Genomic DNA, 17,279 nt, shown 5'->3' with positions numbered 1-17,279 from the left:
AGCTTTTACTTCATGCCCGTCCCAGCAATGCCTGTCGTGATATAGCGTTGCAGGAACAGGAACACGACGGTAACCGGCGCCAGGCTGAGGAAAGTCATGGCAAGAATATAGTGCCATTGCACCGAGAACTCGCCCTGGAAGGCGTTCAGGCCCACCTGCAGTGTGAAGTTCTCGCGGCTGCTGAGGACGATCAACGGCCAGAGGAAGTCGTTCCAGCGCCACAGCACCGAGAAGATTGCGAGAACCGCTAGTGCAGGTGCCGTCAGCGGCAGGATGATGCGCCAGAAGATGCGGAATTCGCTGGCCGCATCGACGCGTGCGGCTTCGATCAGTTCGTCCGGGATCGTCAGCATATATTGCCGGAGCAGGAACACGCCGGTTGGCGTCGCGACGGTGGGAATGATGACACCCCAGAGATTGTCGACGAGGCCGACACCGACGATAACAAGATAGGCTGGCACCATGACGACGGTAAGTGGGATCATCAGCGTGGAGATGATCAGCACGAAAATCGCCTTCTCGCCGCGGAAGCGGTATTTCGAGAGAGCAAACGCCGCCATGGCGTTGACGATCAAGGTTAAAACGGTCGCGACAACAGTGACGAAGACCGAGTTTTTCAGGAAAGTCAGAAAGTTGAACTGGGTCAAGGGATCGGTGAAATTCTGCGTCGCGATCGTCAGTTTCTGGACGGGCGACATTTCGCGTGTGTCGACGCTGACCGGCGGGCCGGGATTGGCCGGATCCACCATCTGCGCCTTGATGCCAACGCGCCGGACCATGGCCATCTCCCGCTCCATGCCGTCGATGGTGACGGTCCAGAGGCTGAGCGGCCTGTCATAACCTGGAACTTCCACCTGCACGGCGGCGCGCGGCAGAAGGCTCGGCGGAAACCGTGTGATCTCGGCTTCCGGCTTCAGCGAGGACATGGCGGCCCAGACAACGGGTATGAGCACCGCGAGCGTTCCGCCAATGAGCCACACCCAGGAGAGAATATCGGTGAGACCGATCCTGCCGGGGCGGCGGGTTCGCGTCAGGAAAGTGACTGCGTTTATATTGCCGGACATTATCAGGACTCCATCTTTTTGCCGAGGCGCAGTTGCACGAGCGTCAGCGCGAGAAGAACAAGGCCCATCAGAACCGATGCGGCGGATGCGAGGCCGAAGAGCCTGAGATCGCTGCCAAAGGCCATCTGGTAGATATATTGCACCACGAACGTGTTGGCCGTGCCCGGCCCGCCGCCATTGGTCAAAACCCAGGCTTCATCAAATATTTGCACTGAGCGGATCATCAAAAGGATCAGTACGACGAGAAGGTTGGGAGCCAGCAGCGGCAGGGTGATGCGCAGCAATGTGCGTCGGGGCGAAGCGGCGTCGATTGCGGCTGCTTCATAAAGGTCTTTGGGAATGGCCTGCAGCCCGGCCAGCAGGATGAGCGTGTAAAAGCCCATGTGGAACCAGACGGATACGACCACGACGAAGAAGCGCGACCAGCCGACATCCAGCAGGAAGATTTCCGGCGGCACGCCGAGCATCTGGAAGAAGGCGTTCAGCAGTCCGTTGCGGTCAAGAAACCATTTCCAGATGAGGCCGATGACAACAGGTGACAGCAGCGCGGGATAAAAGAACATGGCGCGGAAGAAGCCGCGCGCGGCAATCGCCCTGTTAAGAATGAGGGCCGTGACCAGCGCGACGAACAGCGTGGCGACAACGTTGAAGCCGACGAACCAGAGCGTGTTCCAGATCGCTGTCCAGAACAGCGATTCCCGGCAGCTTCCAGGGTCCATATAGCTCTGGCAATCGAGCAGCTTGCCGAAATTCTCCAGACCGACAAAGGGGCGGTCGGTGATCAGCAGCTCGGTGCCGCCGGTAAAGGCGTAACCGACGGCAATGGCAATCGGCAGGAAGGTGAAGATGCCGAAGAGAACGAGGTTCGGCATCAGGAAAATATAGGGCATGCGCCTTTTGCCGATCAGCCGCTCTATGAGGTTGAGCGGCACTTCGGCAATCGCCATCACGGCGTCGAGCACGCGGTCGGACAGTCTCGCAAGCGTCGGATTGGCCATGCTAGTCTCTCCCGTGGCTGTCAAGGCGCGGCAGCGCCAGTTCGGTTCCGGGGTCGAAGACATGCACCCGTTCGCGCGCCGGCATGATGTTCAGAATTGAACCTGAAGCGGGTGCGAAGTGGCCAGCCTGGTGCACGATGATCTGCTCTTTCTGGCCCTGAAGATTGCCGTAGAGATAGGTCTCGGTGCCGAGGCTCTCGTGATACTGCACCTCGAAGGGCAGGCCCTTTTCCTGCGTGATGACAAAATGCGAGGGGCGGATGCCCGCCAGAACTGCCTGTCCGGGGGTAGCCACGGCGGGATCGACGAGGCAGGGCAGGGACACGCCGTATCCGGTGTCGATTGCGAAACCGCCGTCGCTGCCAGCGACGAATGTGCCCTTTAATATGTTCATGCGCGGTGAACCGAGGAAGCCGGCGACGAAGAGGTTGCGCGGATTGTCGAAAAGCTCGAGCGGGCTGCCAACCTGTTCGATGCGGCCTGCACGCAGCACCACGATCTTGTCGGCCATGGTCATGGCTTCCACCTGATCGTGGGTCACATAGATCATCGTCGTCTTGATATCGCGATGCAGCCTTGTGATTTCGGCGCGGGTCTGCACGCGCAGCGCCGCATCGAGGTTCGACAGCGGCTCGTCAAACAGGAAAATGTCAGGCTCGCGCACGATGGCGCGGCCGATGGCGACGCGCTGGCGCTGGCCGCCGGAAAGCTGTTTCGGCTTGCGGTCGAGATAGGGTTCGATGGCCAGCATGCGTGCCGCCTCGTTGATGCGGCTTTCAATTTCTGCCCGCTTGAAACGCAGGTTTTCAAGGCCGAAGGCGAGGTTCTTGCGCACACTCATATGCGGATAGAGCGCATAGGACTGGAAGACCATGGCGATCTTGCGCTCGGCCGGCGAGAGCGCGCTGACATCGCGTCCGCCAATGCCGATGGTGCCTGACGTCACATCCTCAAGGCCGGCGATGATGCGCAGCAGCGTGGATTTTCCGCAGCCGGAAGGACCGACGAAAACGACGAATTCCCCGTTCTCGATCTGAAGATCGATATCATGCAGGACATGAACGGCACCGAATGCCTTGTTGAGGTTTTCCAGCTTTAGACTTCCCATTACCTGCTCCCTTCGGGCAAGGTCGTCTCTGCGACGATCTCTTTTGCATTCCAGCCCTCGGGTAAGGGCATCGTTCTTCCAATGGCAACGTCGCGCGCAGAAAATCCGTGAACGCCGGACAGATAGACCGCAGGCATGCCGCCGGGGTAATCTTCAAGTCCGACGATCCTGCCGTCGGCGCTGCGTGTCCAGGCATTGGCGCGGCCGGCAGCCTCCGGGCTTGGTGCAATGTCCGCATTGGTCGGGCGAAGATCATATTGCAGGCCGGTGCCGAGTTTGCCGGGCTGCTGCGACAGCGAAATGCGCGCGAGCGTGACATTGTGGATGCCGGCGCTCGAGGTGGCGACGAGGTTTATCGCCCCTTCCATCGAGCCGCTCACGTCTTCCACCACAAGGTTTTCAACCTTACCGGCCTGACGTTCCGGCCGGCGGTCTACCACGGTGACAGTCACGGCTTCGCCCGATCCCCAGAACCCGCCCGGCGTTTCGTGGCACTCCGCCTCGATCCGCGAAAAGCGGATATTGCGCATGGCGCCGCCATCGCGGGAGAAAAGGCCGATGCCGCGATTGGATGCGATGACTTTGCAGTCCTCGAACGCCACATCGGTGAAATCGCCGAAGGATTCCGTGCCGAGCTTCAAGGCGCAGCTCATGCTTGAGACATTGCAGCGGCGAACCGTGATATCGGCGCAGGCGCCAACAGCCTTGCCATCCGGTCCGGCGCTGGTCTTCAGGCAGATACCGTCATCGGCGGTGGAGATGGAGCAATCCTCGATCAGTGCGCGCCGGCAGGCATCCAGCACGATGCCGTCGGTGTTGGGCAGGCGGCGATCGTTTTCGACACGGATGTTGCGGAAACTCAGATCTTCGCAATCGACCATGTGCAGGGTCCACATTGGCGAACCGCTGACGACGAGGTTTTCAAGGCGAACGTCGCGGCAGGATTCCAGAACCATGACACGCGGCCTCTTTTTCGCGGGCACATAGGTTCCCATGGCTTCGTCGTCACCGATGATGAAGTTCTCACCGCCAGCCTCGATACGGCCGGGGCCGGTGACGGCGATGTTGCTCGCGCCCTTTGCAACGATCATGCCGCGGTCGGAATCCTCGGCGATGACAGAAACGGACGTATGGGCATAGGCGTCGTAGTCGGAAATCGGCGCGAGCACAGCGTCTTGTGCAAGGTGAAGTTCCACGCCGCTTTTAAGATGGAGGCCGCCGCTGACATGCCGTCCGGCCAAGAGCGACACGACGCCGCCGCCTGCGGCCGATGCTGTATCTATTGCCTGCTGGATATCGGCAGTGGCGTCACGGCCCTCGGCGGCTATGGTGATATTGGTGTGAGCACTCATGATGCCTGCGGCCTCTTCAGAAAGACGTCGATCAGCAGCAGCATCGTCAGCGCCTGCCCATAGGGTGTCGGCAAATTGGGAATGCGGCGGTAGAAATCGAGGTCGTGGCCCATGGGCGTTCCGTCCGACACACCGTGCACGACGCCTTCATCATCAATATTGCCCAGCACCGCCTTCAGCGCCCGCTCGGCATGGGCGCGGTTTTCTTCGCCGAGAATACCTGCCTCGATGCCTCGCAGAATGCCATAGGCGATGCCAGCGGTTGCCGACGTCTCGACCGGCGAAGTCGGATCGTCGAGGAGCGTGTGGAACATGCCATCCTCGCGCTGATACTGGCGCAGCGAACGCACCTGGCTTGCAAGCACATTGGCGAGGAAACGTTTGTCCTTTTCGGCAAGCGTCGGCACCAGTTCGAAGAGTTCGGGGATTGCAACGGTGATCCAGGAATTGCCGCGTGCCCAGAAGGCATGCGCAAAATTGTGGCGTCCGATGAAGGTCCAGCCGTGATACCACAGCCCGGTCACGGGGTCTGACAGGTAACGCGCATGGATCATGAACTGGTAGACTGCCTCATCGATCCAGTCCTGGCGTTTGCAGACCACACCGGCGCGGGCAAGGAACAGACAAGCCATGAACAGCGTGTCGTCCCAGAGTTCACCCTCGTTAAGCCGCCTCCTTTACCACGTGCTGGAAGCCGCCATCTTCGGTTTTCGGCAATTTGTGCACAAGCCAGTCGGCCCAGTCTTCTACCAGCGCCCGGAAATCCGGCCGGTCGACATGTTCGGTGAGGATGACGAGCGGCAGCATTGGCGCGGAACTGTTGATCTGGCGTGGCGGCAGGCCACGATCGATCTGCCAGCCGTACCAGGTCACGAGATCGTCCAGAGCTTTCTGGTCGTTCGCGGCAAGCGCCCGGCGCAGGAAGCCGTAAAGCCCAACGCCCACTTCCCAATCCCATTCATCGAACTGGATCTTGCCGTCGGAACTGCCGCTTGCCAGGCCTTCCTGTATGCCCTTGAGGCGGCTGAAGGCGGCGGCGACGCTGTCGATCGTCGTTCTGAGAGTGTCTTTCTCGATGCTTTGCTGGTTCATCTGGTCATTCCGCTTAGGAGTAAAATGGCTGTGCCACGCCGTTGCCTGCGGCGGTTTTGGCACTGTCGAAGGTGATCTGTGGCTGTGGCTGCTCGTGGTCGAAGGCCATGCCTTGCCCGCCGATGGTGAAGTTGCCTTCCCAGTTGAGGGAGAGTTCGGGGCCACCGGGCGGCGTGACAGACAGCAGGCGCCTGTCGGCGTCGAACATGACCTGCGTGGCGAGAATTCTTTCGCGGAAGTGCGCGAATGCGTTCGTATCTCCGCAGCCGATAATGCCGATCCAGCCAGCGCGGCGGCCAGGTGATCTGATCTCGCGGTCGGCGGTGGCGCCTGCTGTTACAGGTTCAAGCCCATTGGTCGCATAAAGTGCTGCAAAGCCGCGGCCCGCGCGGGTGATGAGCCAGTTACCCTTCGTCACCACCTCGTCCAGCCCGTCGCGACCGAGATAGGCATGGGTCCAATCATTGCGGTGATCATCCGTATCGAAGACCATCATGGCGATATCCCGGTGCTGCGCCACGCGCGGCAGGATGCCGCTGCCCGCCCAATAAGAGGGGCGCTGCGTGCCCCAGGGGTCGTCTTCGCCCGGATGGTTGACCCACAGCCGCGCCATCGGATGGCCGGCAAGCTTGATGTCCATGACGTGCTGCTGGTGGCCCTTGCGACCTGTCTTGTGGTCCACCACAGTGGAAAGCTGGGCTGCTTCGTTCTTGAAGAGCACGAGTTTGCCCGGCTCCAGTCCCTGCGCATAACGCGCCTCGACCATGCGGCCGCCTGTCAGTTGCGACAGGGCGGCAAGATGCGGTGGCGGCAGGTAATCTCCACAGCAGAACATCGGCAGCGAGGCGACGCCATTGTTGAGCCAGCCCTGACCGAAGGCGACTTGCGCAAAAGGTGCAAGTTCGGTCAGCGGCCCGGCGCGCAGCTCCTTGTCATAGGCTCTGCCCTGGGAACCGGAGGGAACGCCACCAAGCGTGTGCAGAGCGATCATTTCGAAAATGAGATCGAGCTGGTGGCGGGCGCGGGCGGCAAGTTCCGGTTCGGCCCAATGTTCGATGGCGAGAAGGCCGATGAAATCCACGCGGGTAATAGGCGGCCGAATTCCATTCGGCGAGACCATGCGCCTCGACGCTGTCGAACCAGCGCTGCAGCCGCTCAGTGGCGAGTGCCGTCTGTTCTCTGCCCGTGCGCCCGGAGGCGCTGAAGATGGCGTCCGGCAGATAGTCTCCCGCGAGCAGCTGGCTGGTATGGAAGCACAGAACGTGGTTTTCGCTCCAGAACCACATGACGTCGTTGCCGGGTTCGTCCACCCAGTAGCGATAGGAGAGAATAGAAGAGTTGATCCGCTCAAGCATCTGAGGGGGAAGCCGGTCACCATAGGCGCGCACCAGCCAGAGAAGCGGCACCAGCACGAAATCTGAACAATCCTCACGCCGGTCGATGGACCGCAGCGTTGCATCGACGATGCCGGAAATCGTCTTCATGTCACCGCTGCCGGTAGCGACCATTGCCAGCGCGCGGCCGATGCGCCATGCACCAAAGCGGGCGCTGAAGGACAATGCCGCTTTCTTTCGCTCGGCAATATCGGTGGCGGCCGGTTGTGGCGCCATATCGCCCATGAAGGCTGCGTCGATGACGCGCGTTACCGTTCCGGCACCTGAACCGATGGTGATCCTGACGCCATGATATCCGTCCGAAATGCCTACCGTCTCGGGGATCGTCAGGGTCGATTGCCCGGCTTTCAGCACGGTATCGACCTCGGCAAGGGCGGCGCGCTCGTGGCCGTGGCTTTTCACCGCGATGTGGACGGGAAGGTCGCTGGCAGGTGCTGCCCCGAAAACCAGCTCGAGGGCCGCGCCGGAAAAAACGTCGCGTGCGGGGCGAACATCGCGCACCAGTGCGGCAAGACGTTTCGTTTCTTCCCGGTCGAGCGGCACCGGCAGCACGACGGTGAGCGGCGTGGCGTCCGTAACCTCAAGCTCGAAGAACCAGATGATGTCACGTTCCGCCAGATCTTCGCAAAGCAGCAGCACTTCGTTATCGCCGGCCGCAAGTTCGAGCGTGATATCGCGGCTGCTTTCGACATTGCGGATAAAGGGCTCAAAGCGGACCTGCTCCACGCCGCCCACCCAGATGCGCACGCCGCCGCAGGTGCGCAGCCGGAAATGCGCCTGTCTTGTGGTGTCGCTGCGGAACGTGCCCTTCAGCCAGCGCTGCACATGGGTCGGAACATGCCAGAAGCCGGTGAATTCAACTCGTCGATTGGAACCCGGCAGGTTGAGGTGCGAAACTGTAAAGCTGGAGTCGGGCGCGATGTCACGGCCGATCATCGTCTGTTGAAAGGCCTTGCGGCAGGGCAGGTCGCCAACATCCACAAAGCCGTTGATGAAGCGATAATTGACCCGGTCTTCCGCCGGTGCCGCAGTTCCCGGAAATGAGGTTTCCACCAGATCCGAGACGATCCAAGCGGTAACCGTTTCGCCTGTCGGCACGGTATATGTGGGCTGCGACGTGCCCGTTGCCAATGGTCCATCCGTCATAATGGATCGCCTCCCGTCGATCTTTATGAAATTATTTTCACAAATCTATTTTCGCTGTGTTGCGGCGATTTGTGCGATTTAGCCGAAACAAACAGCTTGACGTTTATTCTGTCAAGTCGCAAAACAAGCGAAATCGAATTAAGACGAGGAGCTTCAATTCGATTTGTGAAAAGTTTTTCATTGGGAGGATGAGCATGCTGAAACTGTTTTCGGGCGTCAGCGCCCTCGTATTGGCCTCTATCGCCGGCCTTTCGGTCGCAGAGGCCGAGACAAGAACGATCACGTTCCTTTTTACGGATGACGACCAGGGTTATGTGCAGCGCATGTCTGAACTCAGCAAGGAGTTCGAGGCGGCCAATCCGGGCGTGAAGATCAACTTCGTGTCTTCCGGTTATGATGCCGTTTCCAAGCAGCTGCCGGTACAGCTTGCGGTGGGCGAGGGGCCGGATGTTGCCAAGATCACCGACTGGCAGCTCGCTTCCTACTATCTCGACATGCGCCCCTACATGAAGGATGCGGATGGCTTTGCCAAACTGCACGGCTCGAGCCTTGCCCAGCTTCGTCTGCCTGGTGTCAACGATCCGCAGTCGATAAACGGTTACATGGCCTCGCAGACGCTGAACCTGCCCTTCGTCAACAAGACGCTGTTCGAGCAGGCGGGTGAACCCTTGCCCGGGCCGACCGCGAAATTGAGCGAGATTGTCGAGGCGTCCGCCCGCGTCGCCAAGTCGACCGGCGTGCAGATTCCCTTCACCATGGACCGCTCCGGCCACCGCTTCTCCGGCGGCGCCTTCGCTTATGGTTCGACCTATGTGAAGGACGGCAAGTTCAGCTTCCCCGACGACGCGGCGAAAAAATACATCTCCGACATCTATTCATGGACGCAGAACGGCAGCTTCCCAAAGGAAATGTGGGGTGCTGCGGGTGGCTCGCAATACAAGAACATGGGTGATGAATTCGTCAACGGCAATGTCGTGACCTATCTGGCCGGCAACTGGATGGTCAATCCATTTCAGAACAAGATCGGTGACAGCTTCGAATGGACCGCGATCAACGCCCCCTGCGGCGATGCCGGTTGCTATGCCATGCCCGGCGGCACGGCGATTGTCGGCTTCAAGCGCACCAAATATCCCGAAGATGTCGCCCATTTCGTCGAATTTCTCGGCTCTGAAAAGGTGCAGCGGGAAATCGCCGAAAATTACGTGATCCTGACGGGTGCCGAAATCGTCGATCCGCAATACAAGCTGAAGAGCGAAAACGCCAAGGCGGCGATGAAGGTCTTCCTGGACAACAAGAAGAATGTGCCGCAGGCCGCCTGCGAATTCGAGCACGCCAAGGGTGGCACTGCCATGTATCAGCAGATCGTCCAGCGCATGAGCCAGCTCATCGTCGGCGAACTGACGCTCGACCAGACCTACAAGGTTCTGGAAGACGATGTCGCCAAGATCAATGAGGCCGTTGCGGTCAAGAAATGATGAGCGCCCGTTCTTTCATCACGAAATAACGATGCTCTCGATCTGCCCGGAGTTATGCTCCGGGCATACGTCACCGCTTGTTCGCCGGCTGTCGTGGCATATGCGATCTGACTTAATCAGCAAGTCGAAAAAAAACTGCAATACGCCCGGCATAAAAGCTGACGGCGAGGCGCGCCGGAAGCTGCGTGCGCGCTTCGTCACGCGTCATCCGCTGAAATCATAGGATTCGTCATGGCTAAACTGAAGATGTCGTCTTTTCCGTTCGTGCGGTCGGCCTTGCTTGCCTCCGTCGCATTGCTGGTTCTTGTCCCGAACGCACAGGCATTCGAGCGCACTCAACCCGCAGGTCAGGGTTATGCCATTACGGTACCCGAACCCGCAGCAAGATATCCGCTGCCGCTTTCCGATACCTATCGCAACCAGACTGGCAAGAATGCCAAGGGCGAAGACGTCCGTGCCTATGACGACCGCGACAATCCCGTCATCGAAATCCTCTCGGGTTTTAATCGCATCTGGACGCTGGGCGATGAAAAATGGGCGGATGGCGGCGCCAATGGCGACGGTCCTGCCGATTTCAGCCATGTGAAGGCCGTCAATCCCGCTGTGTGGCAGGAAAACATGCGTTACGTGCTTTCCGTAACCGGTGAGAACCGCACCCCCGCCGCGGCCTTGAACGCCTATATGAAAGACCGCCGCTCGCAGGGTTACAGCATGATCGACGGCATGGGGCCGCTTGCTCCGTGGTATCGCGAAGGCGCGGGCGCGACGACGACCATCAACCACACCCTGGCGGATTTCGATCCGAACGAGGTCATCACGCGCAAGGAGGAGGACAAGGGCACCGAGGCTGGAGCGGCCGATTCCGAGCTGAAGGATGTCGTGGCCCTCATGAAGGTAATGCGTGGCCCGGAAGGCACGACGTCGCCAGCGAAATATTTCTATTCCACGCCGCGCCCATGGCGCATGAATGCCAAGGGCGAGGTGATAGAGACAGGCACCGAGACCATCGGCGACCGCAAGTTTGAAACTTACGAAACCGATCACGGCGTCATTGTGCCCGCGCTCAAATATGCGCGCGAGAACCGTGGACGCGGCAAGGATGGCGGCTTTCCGAGCGGTCACACCAATGCCGCCTATCTCGCTGCCATCACTTATGCTTACGTTGTGCCGGAGCGGTTTTCCGAATTGCTGACTGCCGCTTCCGAGCTCGGCGAAAGCCGTATCGTTGCAGGGATGCATTCGCCAGTCGACGTGATCGGCGGCCGCATTACGGCCACCGCCATAGCCGCCGCTATTCTGCAGGATCCGAAAAACACCGATCTCAAGAAGGCCGCGCATGATGAATTGCAGGCCTATTTTGCCAAACGCTTACCAGCGGGACAGTCCCTGATCGACTTTGCCCATAGCGCGAAACCGGATCTAGACCCTTTTGCCGATGCGGCGATCAACGAGGCTGATTATCGCCGGCGTATGACCATGTCCTTCAGCCGCGACAAAACCGTTGGCGATGCGCCCATGGTGGTGCCGAAGGGTGCCGAGGTTCTGCTGGAGACACGCCTGCCTTATCTCGATGCCGCGCAACGCCGCGCCGTCCTGTTCTCCACCGGTATCGAGGCCGGTTATCCGCTACTTGACGACAGCAATGGCTGGGGCCGGATTAATCTGGTGGCCGCCGCTGCCGGTTACGGTGCCTTTAACGGCGATGTCGACGTGACGATGGATGCTGCAGCCGGCGGGTTCAATGCGGCTGACCGCTGGACGAACGATATTGCCGGGGCAGGGCGTCTCGTCAAATCAGGCAGTGGTGCGCTCACGCTCACCGGCGCCAACAGCTATAGCGGCGGCACCGTCTTGCAGGACGGAACGCTTGTGGCATTTTCCACAAACGCGCTTGGTACAGGCGGCGTGCTTGTCTCCGGCGGAACGCTTTTGCTGAACGGCGACAGTGACATCGTCATTGGCGGCGATTATGCCCAGACGGGCGGCACGCTGGCGCTTGATCCGCAAAAGGCTCCGCTGCGGGTCAAGGGTAACGCGACGCTTGATGGCGCAACCCTGCGGCTCGCCTTCGATGGGGCCGCACCCGCTGTCGGCACGCGCTTCAACGTCATCGCCGCAGACGGCCTGACTGGCACCTTCGCTGCGATCGACGCGGGCAATGTGAAGGTGCGGCCGGTTTATACCGGCTCGTCGCTGTCCGTGGTGGTCGAATAAGGCTGCGAGGCCAAGGTTTTGCGGGCGCGGTTTAATCGCCGCGCCCGGCCGGCCCGGTTACAGGAAATAACGGATCCTGAGCGGCAGCAATGTGGCGCCGAGTGCCGAGGAATCGCCTTCTGTCTCGCTGAGCACCAGTTTTGCTTCCTGCGGGCCGATGCCGTAACGGTGTTCGCGTTGCGAGGGCATGTGTACACGTTCGATCATCATCCGGCCGAGTGCGCGCGGCAATTGTCCACCAAAGACGATCGCCTGTGGATCGAGAACCGCAATCAGGCTCGCCACCAGCCGGTCCACCTTCGGCATGGTCCGCTCAAGCCATTCCTCGACGCCCGGCCAGGCAGGGTCAAAATGCTGATAGAGCGCTTCGATCGAATCTATCTCGCTCCCGTGTTTCTGCAGCGTCGCGATCAGATATTGCAGCGCCGGCCGCCTGTCGGCTTCATCCGGGTTGAAGATGCCGCTGAATTCACCGGCATTGCCGTGAAAACCGTAGAAAGGCTGACCTCCCAGAATGAGGCCGCCGCCGAAACCATAGTTGAAGGATAGATAGGCGAAGGTCTGGCACCACAGTCCCACGCCGCGAAGGCTTTCGCCGATCGCGCCGGTGGTTGCGTTGTTTTCCAGCCAGACCGGCAGACGGAATTTCTCTTCAAGGATCGGTTTCAGGTCCATCAGCGACCAGTCGCGTAATGGTTCCGGTGCGTTGAACGCCCGATCTTCCGACACGAAAAATCCCGACATTGAAAAGCCGAGGCCGAGCAGGCGTTCGCGCGGGATGCCGTGGTCCGCCAGCAACCGTTCCAGAGCGAGCGACAATGCGGCAAGCGTCATTTCGCGATCGCTGGGAAGCATCCGCAATTTTTCTTCGACAACCACCATGCAGCGGAAATCGGCGATGCAGATCACCACGGAGTCAGTGTTGATGGAAATTCCGAGCGAATAGGCCGCCTCAGGCACCAGTTCAATGGTCGGGCTCGGCTGGCCACGCGTTCCTTTAAGCGGTGCGCCGGTACGCAAAAGGCCGCGTTCCAGCAGGCCTTCGATCAACCGATGCACGGATTGCTGCGTCAGGTTTGTGTGACCGGTGATTGTTGCACGGGCAATGGGGCCGTGGCGGCGCACTATATCGAGAATGAGGCGCTCATTCTCGCTGGCAAGCGGCTGGCGGTCGAAGGTCTGGCGCGGTGTCTTATCTGTTGTCATGGCCTTGGATAGCGGCTGCACAAGGCCTTCGCAACTCGGGCCGCGCGCCGGGGACGGCATTTTTCACTGGACTGTCATAAATAATACACTTAGAGTGTAGTAATAAGAAGCCGGTCAATAACGGATCCCCAGGAGGAACCATTCAATGAGCATTAAATTTATTGCGGTCGCCGCGCTTGCGCTGGCGACGACGGTAGCGCCTTGCCTTGCGGCGGATACCAACATGAAGAACCTCGACTTCGATCTGTCGAAGGTCACGCGCGAAAATTTCTATGACATCGTCGTTCCCGCTGCCAAAGCGGAAGGCACGGTGACGATGTACAATTTCGCCGGCAGTTTCGCGGATACGTGGAAAGAACTGATCACCCGGTTCGAGGCCAAATATGGCATCAAGGTTACCTATAGCGACGTGAAGGGAGATCAGGCGAACCAGCAGCTCATCGCCGTGCAGGCGGCTGGGCAGGATTCACCCGTCGACGCCTATTTCGCTGGCGGCGGCGGCTATCCGCTTTTGTCTTCCAAGGGCGTCGTCGGCAATATTCCGCTGACGAAGATCTTGCCCAACATGGCCAATTACAATCCGGAACTGGCCGAGACCGTCTTCGGCAAGGCGCATGGCGGCAGTTTCCCTCTGGTGCATCTCAACCAGACCGCACTCGGTTACGATTCCGCCTTCGTGAAAGCCGAAGACGTGCCGAAGAGCTTCGACGATCTTCTCGTCTGGGCTGAAAAGAACCCGAAGCGCCTTGGCGTCACCCTGCCAGCCAAGGGCGGCTCCGGCGGCGGCTTCATCTATTCGGTGGCGCTCAATTATCTCACCGGCGACTGCCGCAAGCAGCTTACCGACTATAATCAGACGCTGCAGCAGGCCGAAGACTGGGCAATGACGTCCGAGTGCCTTACGCCGGTCTGGGATTATTACCGTCGTCTTCTTGCCGTGGCTGAACTGACAAACGGCAACGCCGACACGCTTAACCTGATCAACAACCAGCAGCTCTACATGGGCACCGTCTGGGAAGACCAGGTCATGAGCTTCCTCGGCACCAAGCAGTTGCCGGAGAGCTTCCGCGTCACGCTGCTGGAAAAAGGCCAGGTCGGCTCGGGCGATGCCATTTTCGTGCCGGCAAATGCCAAGAACGTCGCATCCGCGCTCCTTCTCATCGATATGGCGATGAGCAAGGAGTTCCAGCTCTGGAAGCTGGAGAACAAGGCTTCGCGCTCTCCGCAGGCGGATGTCACCAACGACCTGATGCCCAAAGCCGTACAGGAGCATGTTCTGCCGCAAAGCGTTTATCCGCGCCTGTCGGTTCCGGCGTTCTGGGACATGTCGACGGCCCTTGCCGAAGCGCTCGATGAAAAAGTGCTCAACCAGTAACACCTTCCCGGATCGACCGGACCGTGGGGCTGGAAACCGCCAAACGGTCCGGGAGCCTTGGTCGAAACCATGAGGGAGCCTCGCCATGAGTGAACTCGAGATCAGCAATATCAGCAAGGATTACGGTTTGAGCCGGGCGCTTCATCCCGTGTCGATCACTGTCGAGCGGGGCGAATTCGTCACCATTCTCGGCCCCTCGGGCTGCGGCAAGTCCACGCTTTTGCGCATCCTCACCGGCATCAGCCAGCCTTCGGGAGGCGAAATCCGGCTGGGCGGCAAGCGTATCGATCAGGCGCCGCCGGAAGCGCGCGACATCGCCATGGTTTTTCAGTCCTATGCGCTTTTCCCGCATATGTCGGTTGCCAAAAATCTCGGTTTCGGCCTGAAGATGAAGAAGGTCCCGAAGGACGAGCGCGCGCGCCGCATCGCCCATGCGCTTGAAATCTGTAATCTTGCCGGCCTGGTGGACCGCATGCCGCGGCAATTGTCCGGCGGGCAGCAGCAGCGCGTGGCGCTGGCGCGCGCCATTGTCATGCAGCCAAGCCTCTTGCTGTTCGACGAGCCGCTCTCGAACCTCGACGCCAAGCTCCGCGACACGCTGCGTCATGAACTGACTGAACTTCACCGCCGGATCGGCGCGACCAGCCTTTATGTGACGCATGATCAGGCCGAGGCCATGGCGATGTCGGACCGGATCGTGGTGATGAATGCCGGCCGCGTCGTTGAAGTGGGAACACCGCTCGAACTTTACCGTGCGCCCAAACACGCCTTTACCGCCGGTTTTCTGGGGCAGACCAACCTTTTGCCGGTTTTGGCTGAGGGTAGGCACGCGCAATTGCCTTGGGAGCAGTCCGTAACGCTGGATGCGACTGCTGCCGGCTCCGCACAGATTTCGGTTCGCCCGGAAAACATCCACATCAGCGCCGACGAGGCGGGTGCCGGCACGGTCTCTGCCGTTTCCTTCATGGGCGCCAATGCGCTCTATACGGTCGAAATCGGCGGCCACCAGATCAAGATCAGCCAGTCCGGTGCGGAAAATCTTATCGATGCGGGACGCAGGGTCGCCTTGCGTTTTCCCGGATCGGTGCATTTGCTCAATGACGGGCTGGCAGGGGAGGCGGCGTGATGCGCGGGGTACTTCGCGACAGGCGCGCCCAGCTGCTGGTCCTGCTTGCGCCGGGGGTGGGTTATTTGCTGATCTTCTTCGGCGGTCCGCTGCTTTCGGCGCTAATCGGCAGCTTCAGGCAGGACGATGGCAGCTTCACGCTGATGTTCTACGAGCGGATCTTCACACGTCCGTCGATGATCCGCGGCCTGACGACGTCCATCTATTACGGTGTTATGCCGGTGATGGTGTCGCTTGCGGCTTCGGTGCCGCTGGCGCTTCTGATCCGCAAGAGCTTTCTTGGCCGCAGGCTGTTCAGCGGCCTTTACAAGCTGCCGATGGCGGTGCCCGGCATTATCGTTGGCCTGATGGTGATCGTCGTTTTCGAAAGGGGCGGTTTTCTCGACCGTCTGGTCGCGCCGCTCGGGCTTGAATTGCCCAAACTCGTGCGTGACGACTGGGGCATTGGCGTCATTCTCGCCAGTGTCTGGAAGCAGATACCCTTCATGACGCTGATCATCACCAGTGCCTTTGCCGCCATTCCGGAGGACATCCGTTACGCGTCGCGCACGCTCGGCGCCTCGAGGCTGAAGACCTTTCTGTTCGTCGAAGTTCCGCTCGCGATGCCAGGCATCACCGCCGCCATCCTCCTTACCTTCATCGGCTCCATGGGCTCCTACGCCATTCCCGATATTGTCGGTCCGCCCACTGCCCGGCCGCTTTCGGTTCTCATGGTCACGGAGTTCAATCAGGGGCGGTTCAATCAGGTCTATGCCATGGGCATGGTGCTGAGCCTCTTCGCGGTCTCCGTCCTGCTTCTGTATTACTCCCTGACATCCCGCATCGGCCCCGGCCAAACCCGAGGAGACGCATAATGAGCGCCATTGCCCTCGAACCCGTCACCATGACCCGCCGCCGCACATTCACGCCGGACGACCGGATTTTCGTCTCCGTCGGGCTCTTTACCGCGCTGGCGCTCGCTATCGCCGTGCCTCTGGCGCTGATGTTCCTGTGGAGCATTGCCGATGGATGGACGCCGCCTCTGGTCGTGCCGAAGGATTACACCACCACGCGCTGGGCGAGCATTCTTGGCGATGCAAGCCTCATCCAGGCCGCCGTCAACAGCATCTTCATCGCCATCGTCGTGACTTTCTCGACGGCCGCGATCGCACTGCCGACCGCGTGGGCCATGGCCCGTTTTCCCTTCCGGCTGAAACGGCTGGTGGAGATCTTCATTCTGGCTCCCATCATCATTCCGGGGCTGGTCGTCGCTGTCGGCATCGGCCAAGTGTTTCTTCTTTTCGGTCTCGCTTATTCGGTGACCGGGGTCATCCTTGTGCAGATCGTCGGCACGCTGCCGCTGATGATACGGCTGATGACGGCGACGCTAGAAACCATTCCCGACGACCTGATTCATGCCGCCCGTTCGCTCGGCGCGGGAACGGCCGGCATTGTCATCCACATCATCCTGCCGCTTGCGGTGCCCGGCCTTCTGGCCGGTGGCCTGATGTCCTTCATCGGCAGCTTCGAGGAATTCGACAAGTCCTTCATCGTCGGTGCGCCTGTCGTGCAGACGCTGCCGATCAAGCTCTACATGTATCTCGACCCCTATTCGATGCAGATCCCGCTCGCCTCCATCGTCTCCTTCATCCTGCTTCTTCCCGCACTCGTCGTTTTCATCATCGCCGGCCGCATTCTGCGTGACGACCTGATGGCGGCGGGCATGGGGAAAATCTGATCCGGGCAACCC

The 17,279-nt window shown here is 60.1% G+C and carries 11 protein-coding genes and 2 pseudogenes; 6 read left to right on the top strand and 7 right to left on the bottom strand.

Annotation, left to right across the window (positions count from 1 at the left end; genetic code table 11):
- Positions 1-5: 5 nt before the first annotated feature.
- The 6 genes and pseudogenes from QE432_RS01425 to QE432_RS01400 form a co-directional block, all read right to left on the bottom strand.
- On the bottom strand, positions 6-1,064 hold the full coding sequence (locus QE432_RS01425) for a carbohydrate ABC transporter permease (RefSeq protein ID WP_013762383.1): 1,059 nt from the start codon (positions 1,062-1,064) through the stop codon (positions 6-8).
- 2 nt (positions 1,065-1,066) lie between these two features.
- Positions 1,067-2,062 carry a carbohydrate ABC transporter permease gene (locus QE432_RS01420; protein WP_306623175.1) on the bottom strand — a complete coding sequence of 332 codons (996 nt, stop codon included), beginning with the start codon at positions 2,060-2,062 and terminating at the stop codon, positions 1,067-1,069.
- A gap of 1 nt (position 2,063) precedes the next feature.
- Positions 2,064-3,170: an ABC transporter ATP-binding protein gene (locus QE432_RS01415; protein ID WP_306623172.1), complete on the bottom strand. Its 1,107-nt coding sequence runs from the start codon at positions 3,168-3,170 to the stop codon at positions 2,064-2,066.
- Positions 3,170-4,522, bottom strand: coding sequence for a polygalacturonase PglB (gene pglB / locus QE432_RS01410; RefSeq protein WP_306623168.1), 1,353 nt, complete (start codon positions 4,520-4,522; stop codon positions 3,170-3,172). Before pglB ends, QE432_RS01415 begins: the two co-directional genes overlap by 1 nt.
- Positions 4,519-5,614: pseudogene (gene bglB, locus QE432_RS01405) on the bottom strand (beta-galactosidase BglB). Before bglB ends, pglB begins: the two are co-directional and overlap by 4 nt.
- Before the next feature lie 13 nt (positions 5,615-5,627).
- Positions 5,628-8,154, bottom strand: a pseudogene (locus tag QE432_RS01400) (hypothetical protein).
- A 194-nt stretch (positions 8,155-8,348) separates the two neighbouring features.
- On the opposite strand from QE432_RS01400, the gene QE432_RS01395 reads away from it, so the two are divergent.
- Complete coding sequence (locus QE432_RS01395; protein ID WP_306623165.1) at positions 8,349-9,629, top strand: ABC transporter substrate-binding protein; 1,281 nt, start codon at positions 8,349-8,351, stop codon at positions 9,627-9,629.
- A 231-nt stretch (positions 9,630-9,860) separates the two neighbouring features.
- A complete protein-coding gene (locus tag QE432_RS01390) occupies positions 9,861-11,843 on the top strand; it encodes a phosphatase PAP2 family protein (protein WP_306623162.1) in 1,983 nt (660 codons plus the stop codon).
- A 57-nt stretch (positions 11,844-11,900) separates the two neighbouring features.
- On the opposite strand, the gene QE432_RS01385 is transcribed toward QE432_RS01390, so the two are convergent.
- Complete coding sequence (locus QE432_RS01385) at positions 11,901-13,049, bottom strand: ROK family transcriptional regulator (RefSeq protein ID WP_306623159.1); 1,149 nt, start codon at positions 13,047-13,049, stop codon at positions 11,901-11,903.
- Positions 13,050-13,194: 145 nt separating this feature from the next.
- On the opposite strand from QE432_RS01385, the gene QE432_RS01380 reads away from it, so the two are divergent.
- From QE432_RS01380 to QE432_RS01365, 4 genes are all read left to right on the top strand, one after another.
- Positions 13,195-14,424, top strand: a complete 1,230-nt coding sequence (locus QE432_RS01380; RefSeq protein WP_306623156.1) for an ABC transporter substrate-binding protein — start codon at positions 13,195-13,197, stop codon at positions 14,422-14,424.
- A gap of 85 nt (positions 14,425-14,509) precedes the next feature.
- The gene (locus QE432_RS01375; protein ID WP_127966459.1) at positions 14,510-15,550 is read left to right on the top strand and encodes an ABC transporter ATP-binding protein; all 1,041 of its coding nucleotides are present in this window, start codon (positions 14,510-14,512) and stop codon (positions 15,548-15,550) included.
- Entirely contained in the window at positions 15,550-16,404 is an 855-nt protein-coding gene (locus QE432_RS01370; RefSeq protein ID WP_065660250.1) for an ABC transporter permease, read from the top strand. The genes QE432_RS01375 and QE432_RS01370 overlap by 1 nt, the downstream gene beginning before the upstream one ends.
- A complete protein-coding gene (locus QE432_RS01365; protein ID WP_149916203.1) occupies positions 16,404-17,267 on the top strand; it encodes an ABC transporter permease in 864 nt (287 codons plus the stop codon). Before QE432_RS01370 ends, QE432_RS01365 begins: the two co-directional genes overlap by 1 nt.
- Positions 17,268-17,279: the final 12 nt, after the last annotated feature.

The sequence above is a fragment of the Agrobacterium sp. SORGH_AS_0745 genome, from assembly GCF_030818995.1.
GTDB lineage: Bacteria > Pseudomonadota > Alphaproteobacteria > Rhizobiales > Rhizobiaceae > Agrobacterium > Agrobacterium tumefaciens.
This window is presented reverse-complemented; position numbering and strand designations above follow the sequence as displayed.

Coding starts and splice junctions, on each gene's coding strand:
- QE432_RS01425 (WP_013762383.1), bottom strand. CDS start 1,064: ATGTCCGGCAATATAAACGCAGTCACTTTCCTGACGCGAACCCGCCGC.
- QE432_RS01420 (WP_306623175.1), bottom strand. CDS start 2,062: ATGGCCAATCCGACGCTTGCGAGACTGTCCGACCGCGTGCTCGACGCC.
- QE432_RS01415 (WP_306623172.1), bottom strand. CDS start 3,170: ATGGGAAGTCTAAAGCTGGAAAACCTCAACAAGGCATTCGGTGCCGTT.
- pglB (WP_306623168.1), bottom strand. CDS start 4,522: ATGAGTGCTCACACCAATATCACCATAGCCGCCGAGGGCCGTGACGCC.
- QE432_RS01395 (WP_306623165.1), top strand. CDS start 8,349: ATGCTGAAACTGTTTTCGGGCGTCAGCGCCCTCGTATTGGCCTCTATC.
- QE432_RS01390 (WP_306623162.1), top strand. CDS start 9,861: ATGGCTAAACTGAAGATGTCGTCTTTTCCGTTCGTGCGGTCGGCCTTG.
- QE432_RS01385 (WP_306623159.1), bottom strand. CDS start 13,049: ATGACAACAGATAAGACACCGCGCCAGACCTTCGACCGCCAGCCGCTT.
- QE432_RS01380 (WP_306623156.1), top strand. CDS start 13,195: ATGAGCATTAAATTTATTGCGGTCGCCGCGCTTGCGCTGGCGACGACG.
- QE432_RS01375 (WP_127966459.1), top strand. CDS start 14,510: ATGAGTGAACTCGAGATCAGCAATATCAGCAAGGATTACGGTTTGAGC.
- QE432_RS01370 (WP_065660250.1), top strand. CDS start 15,550: ATGCGCGGGGTACTTCGCGACAGGCGCGCCCAGCTGCTGGTCCTGCTT.
- QE432_RS01365 (WP_149916203.1), top strand. CDS start 16,404: ATGAGCGCCATTGCCCTCGAACCCGTCACCATGACCCGCCGCCGCACA.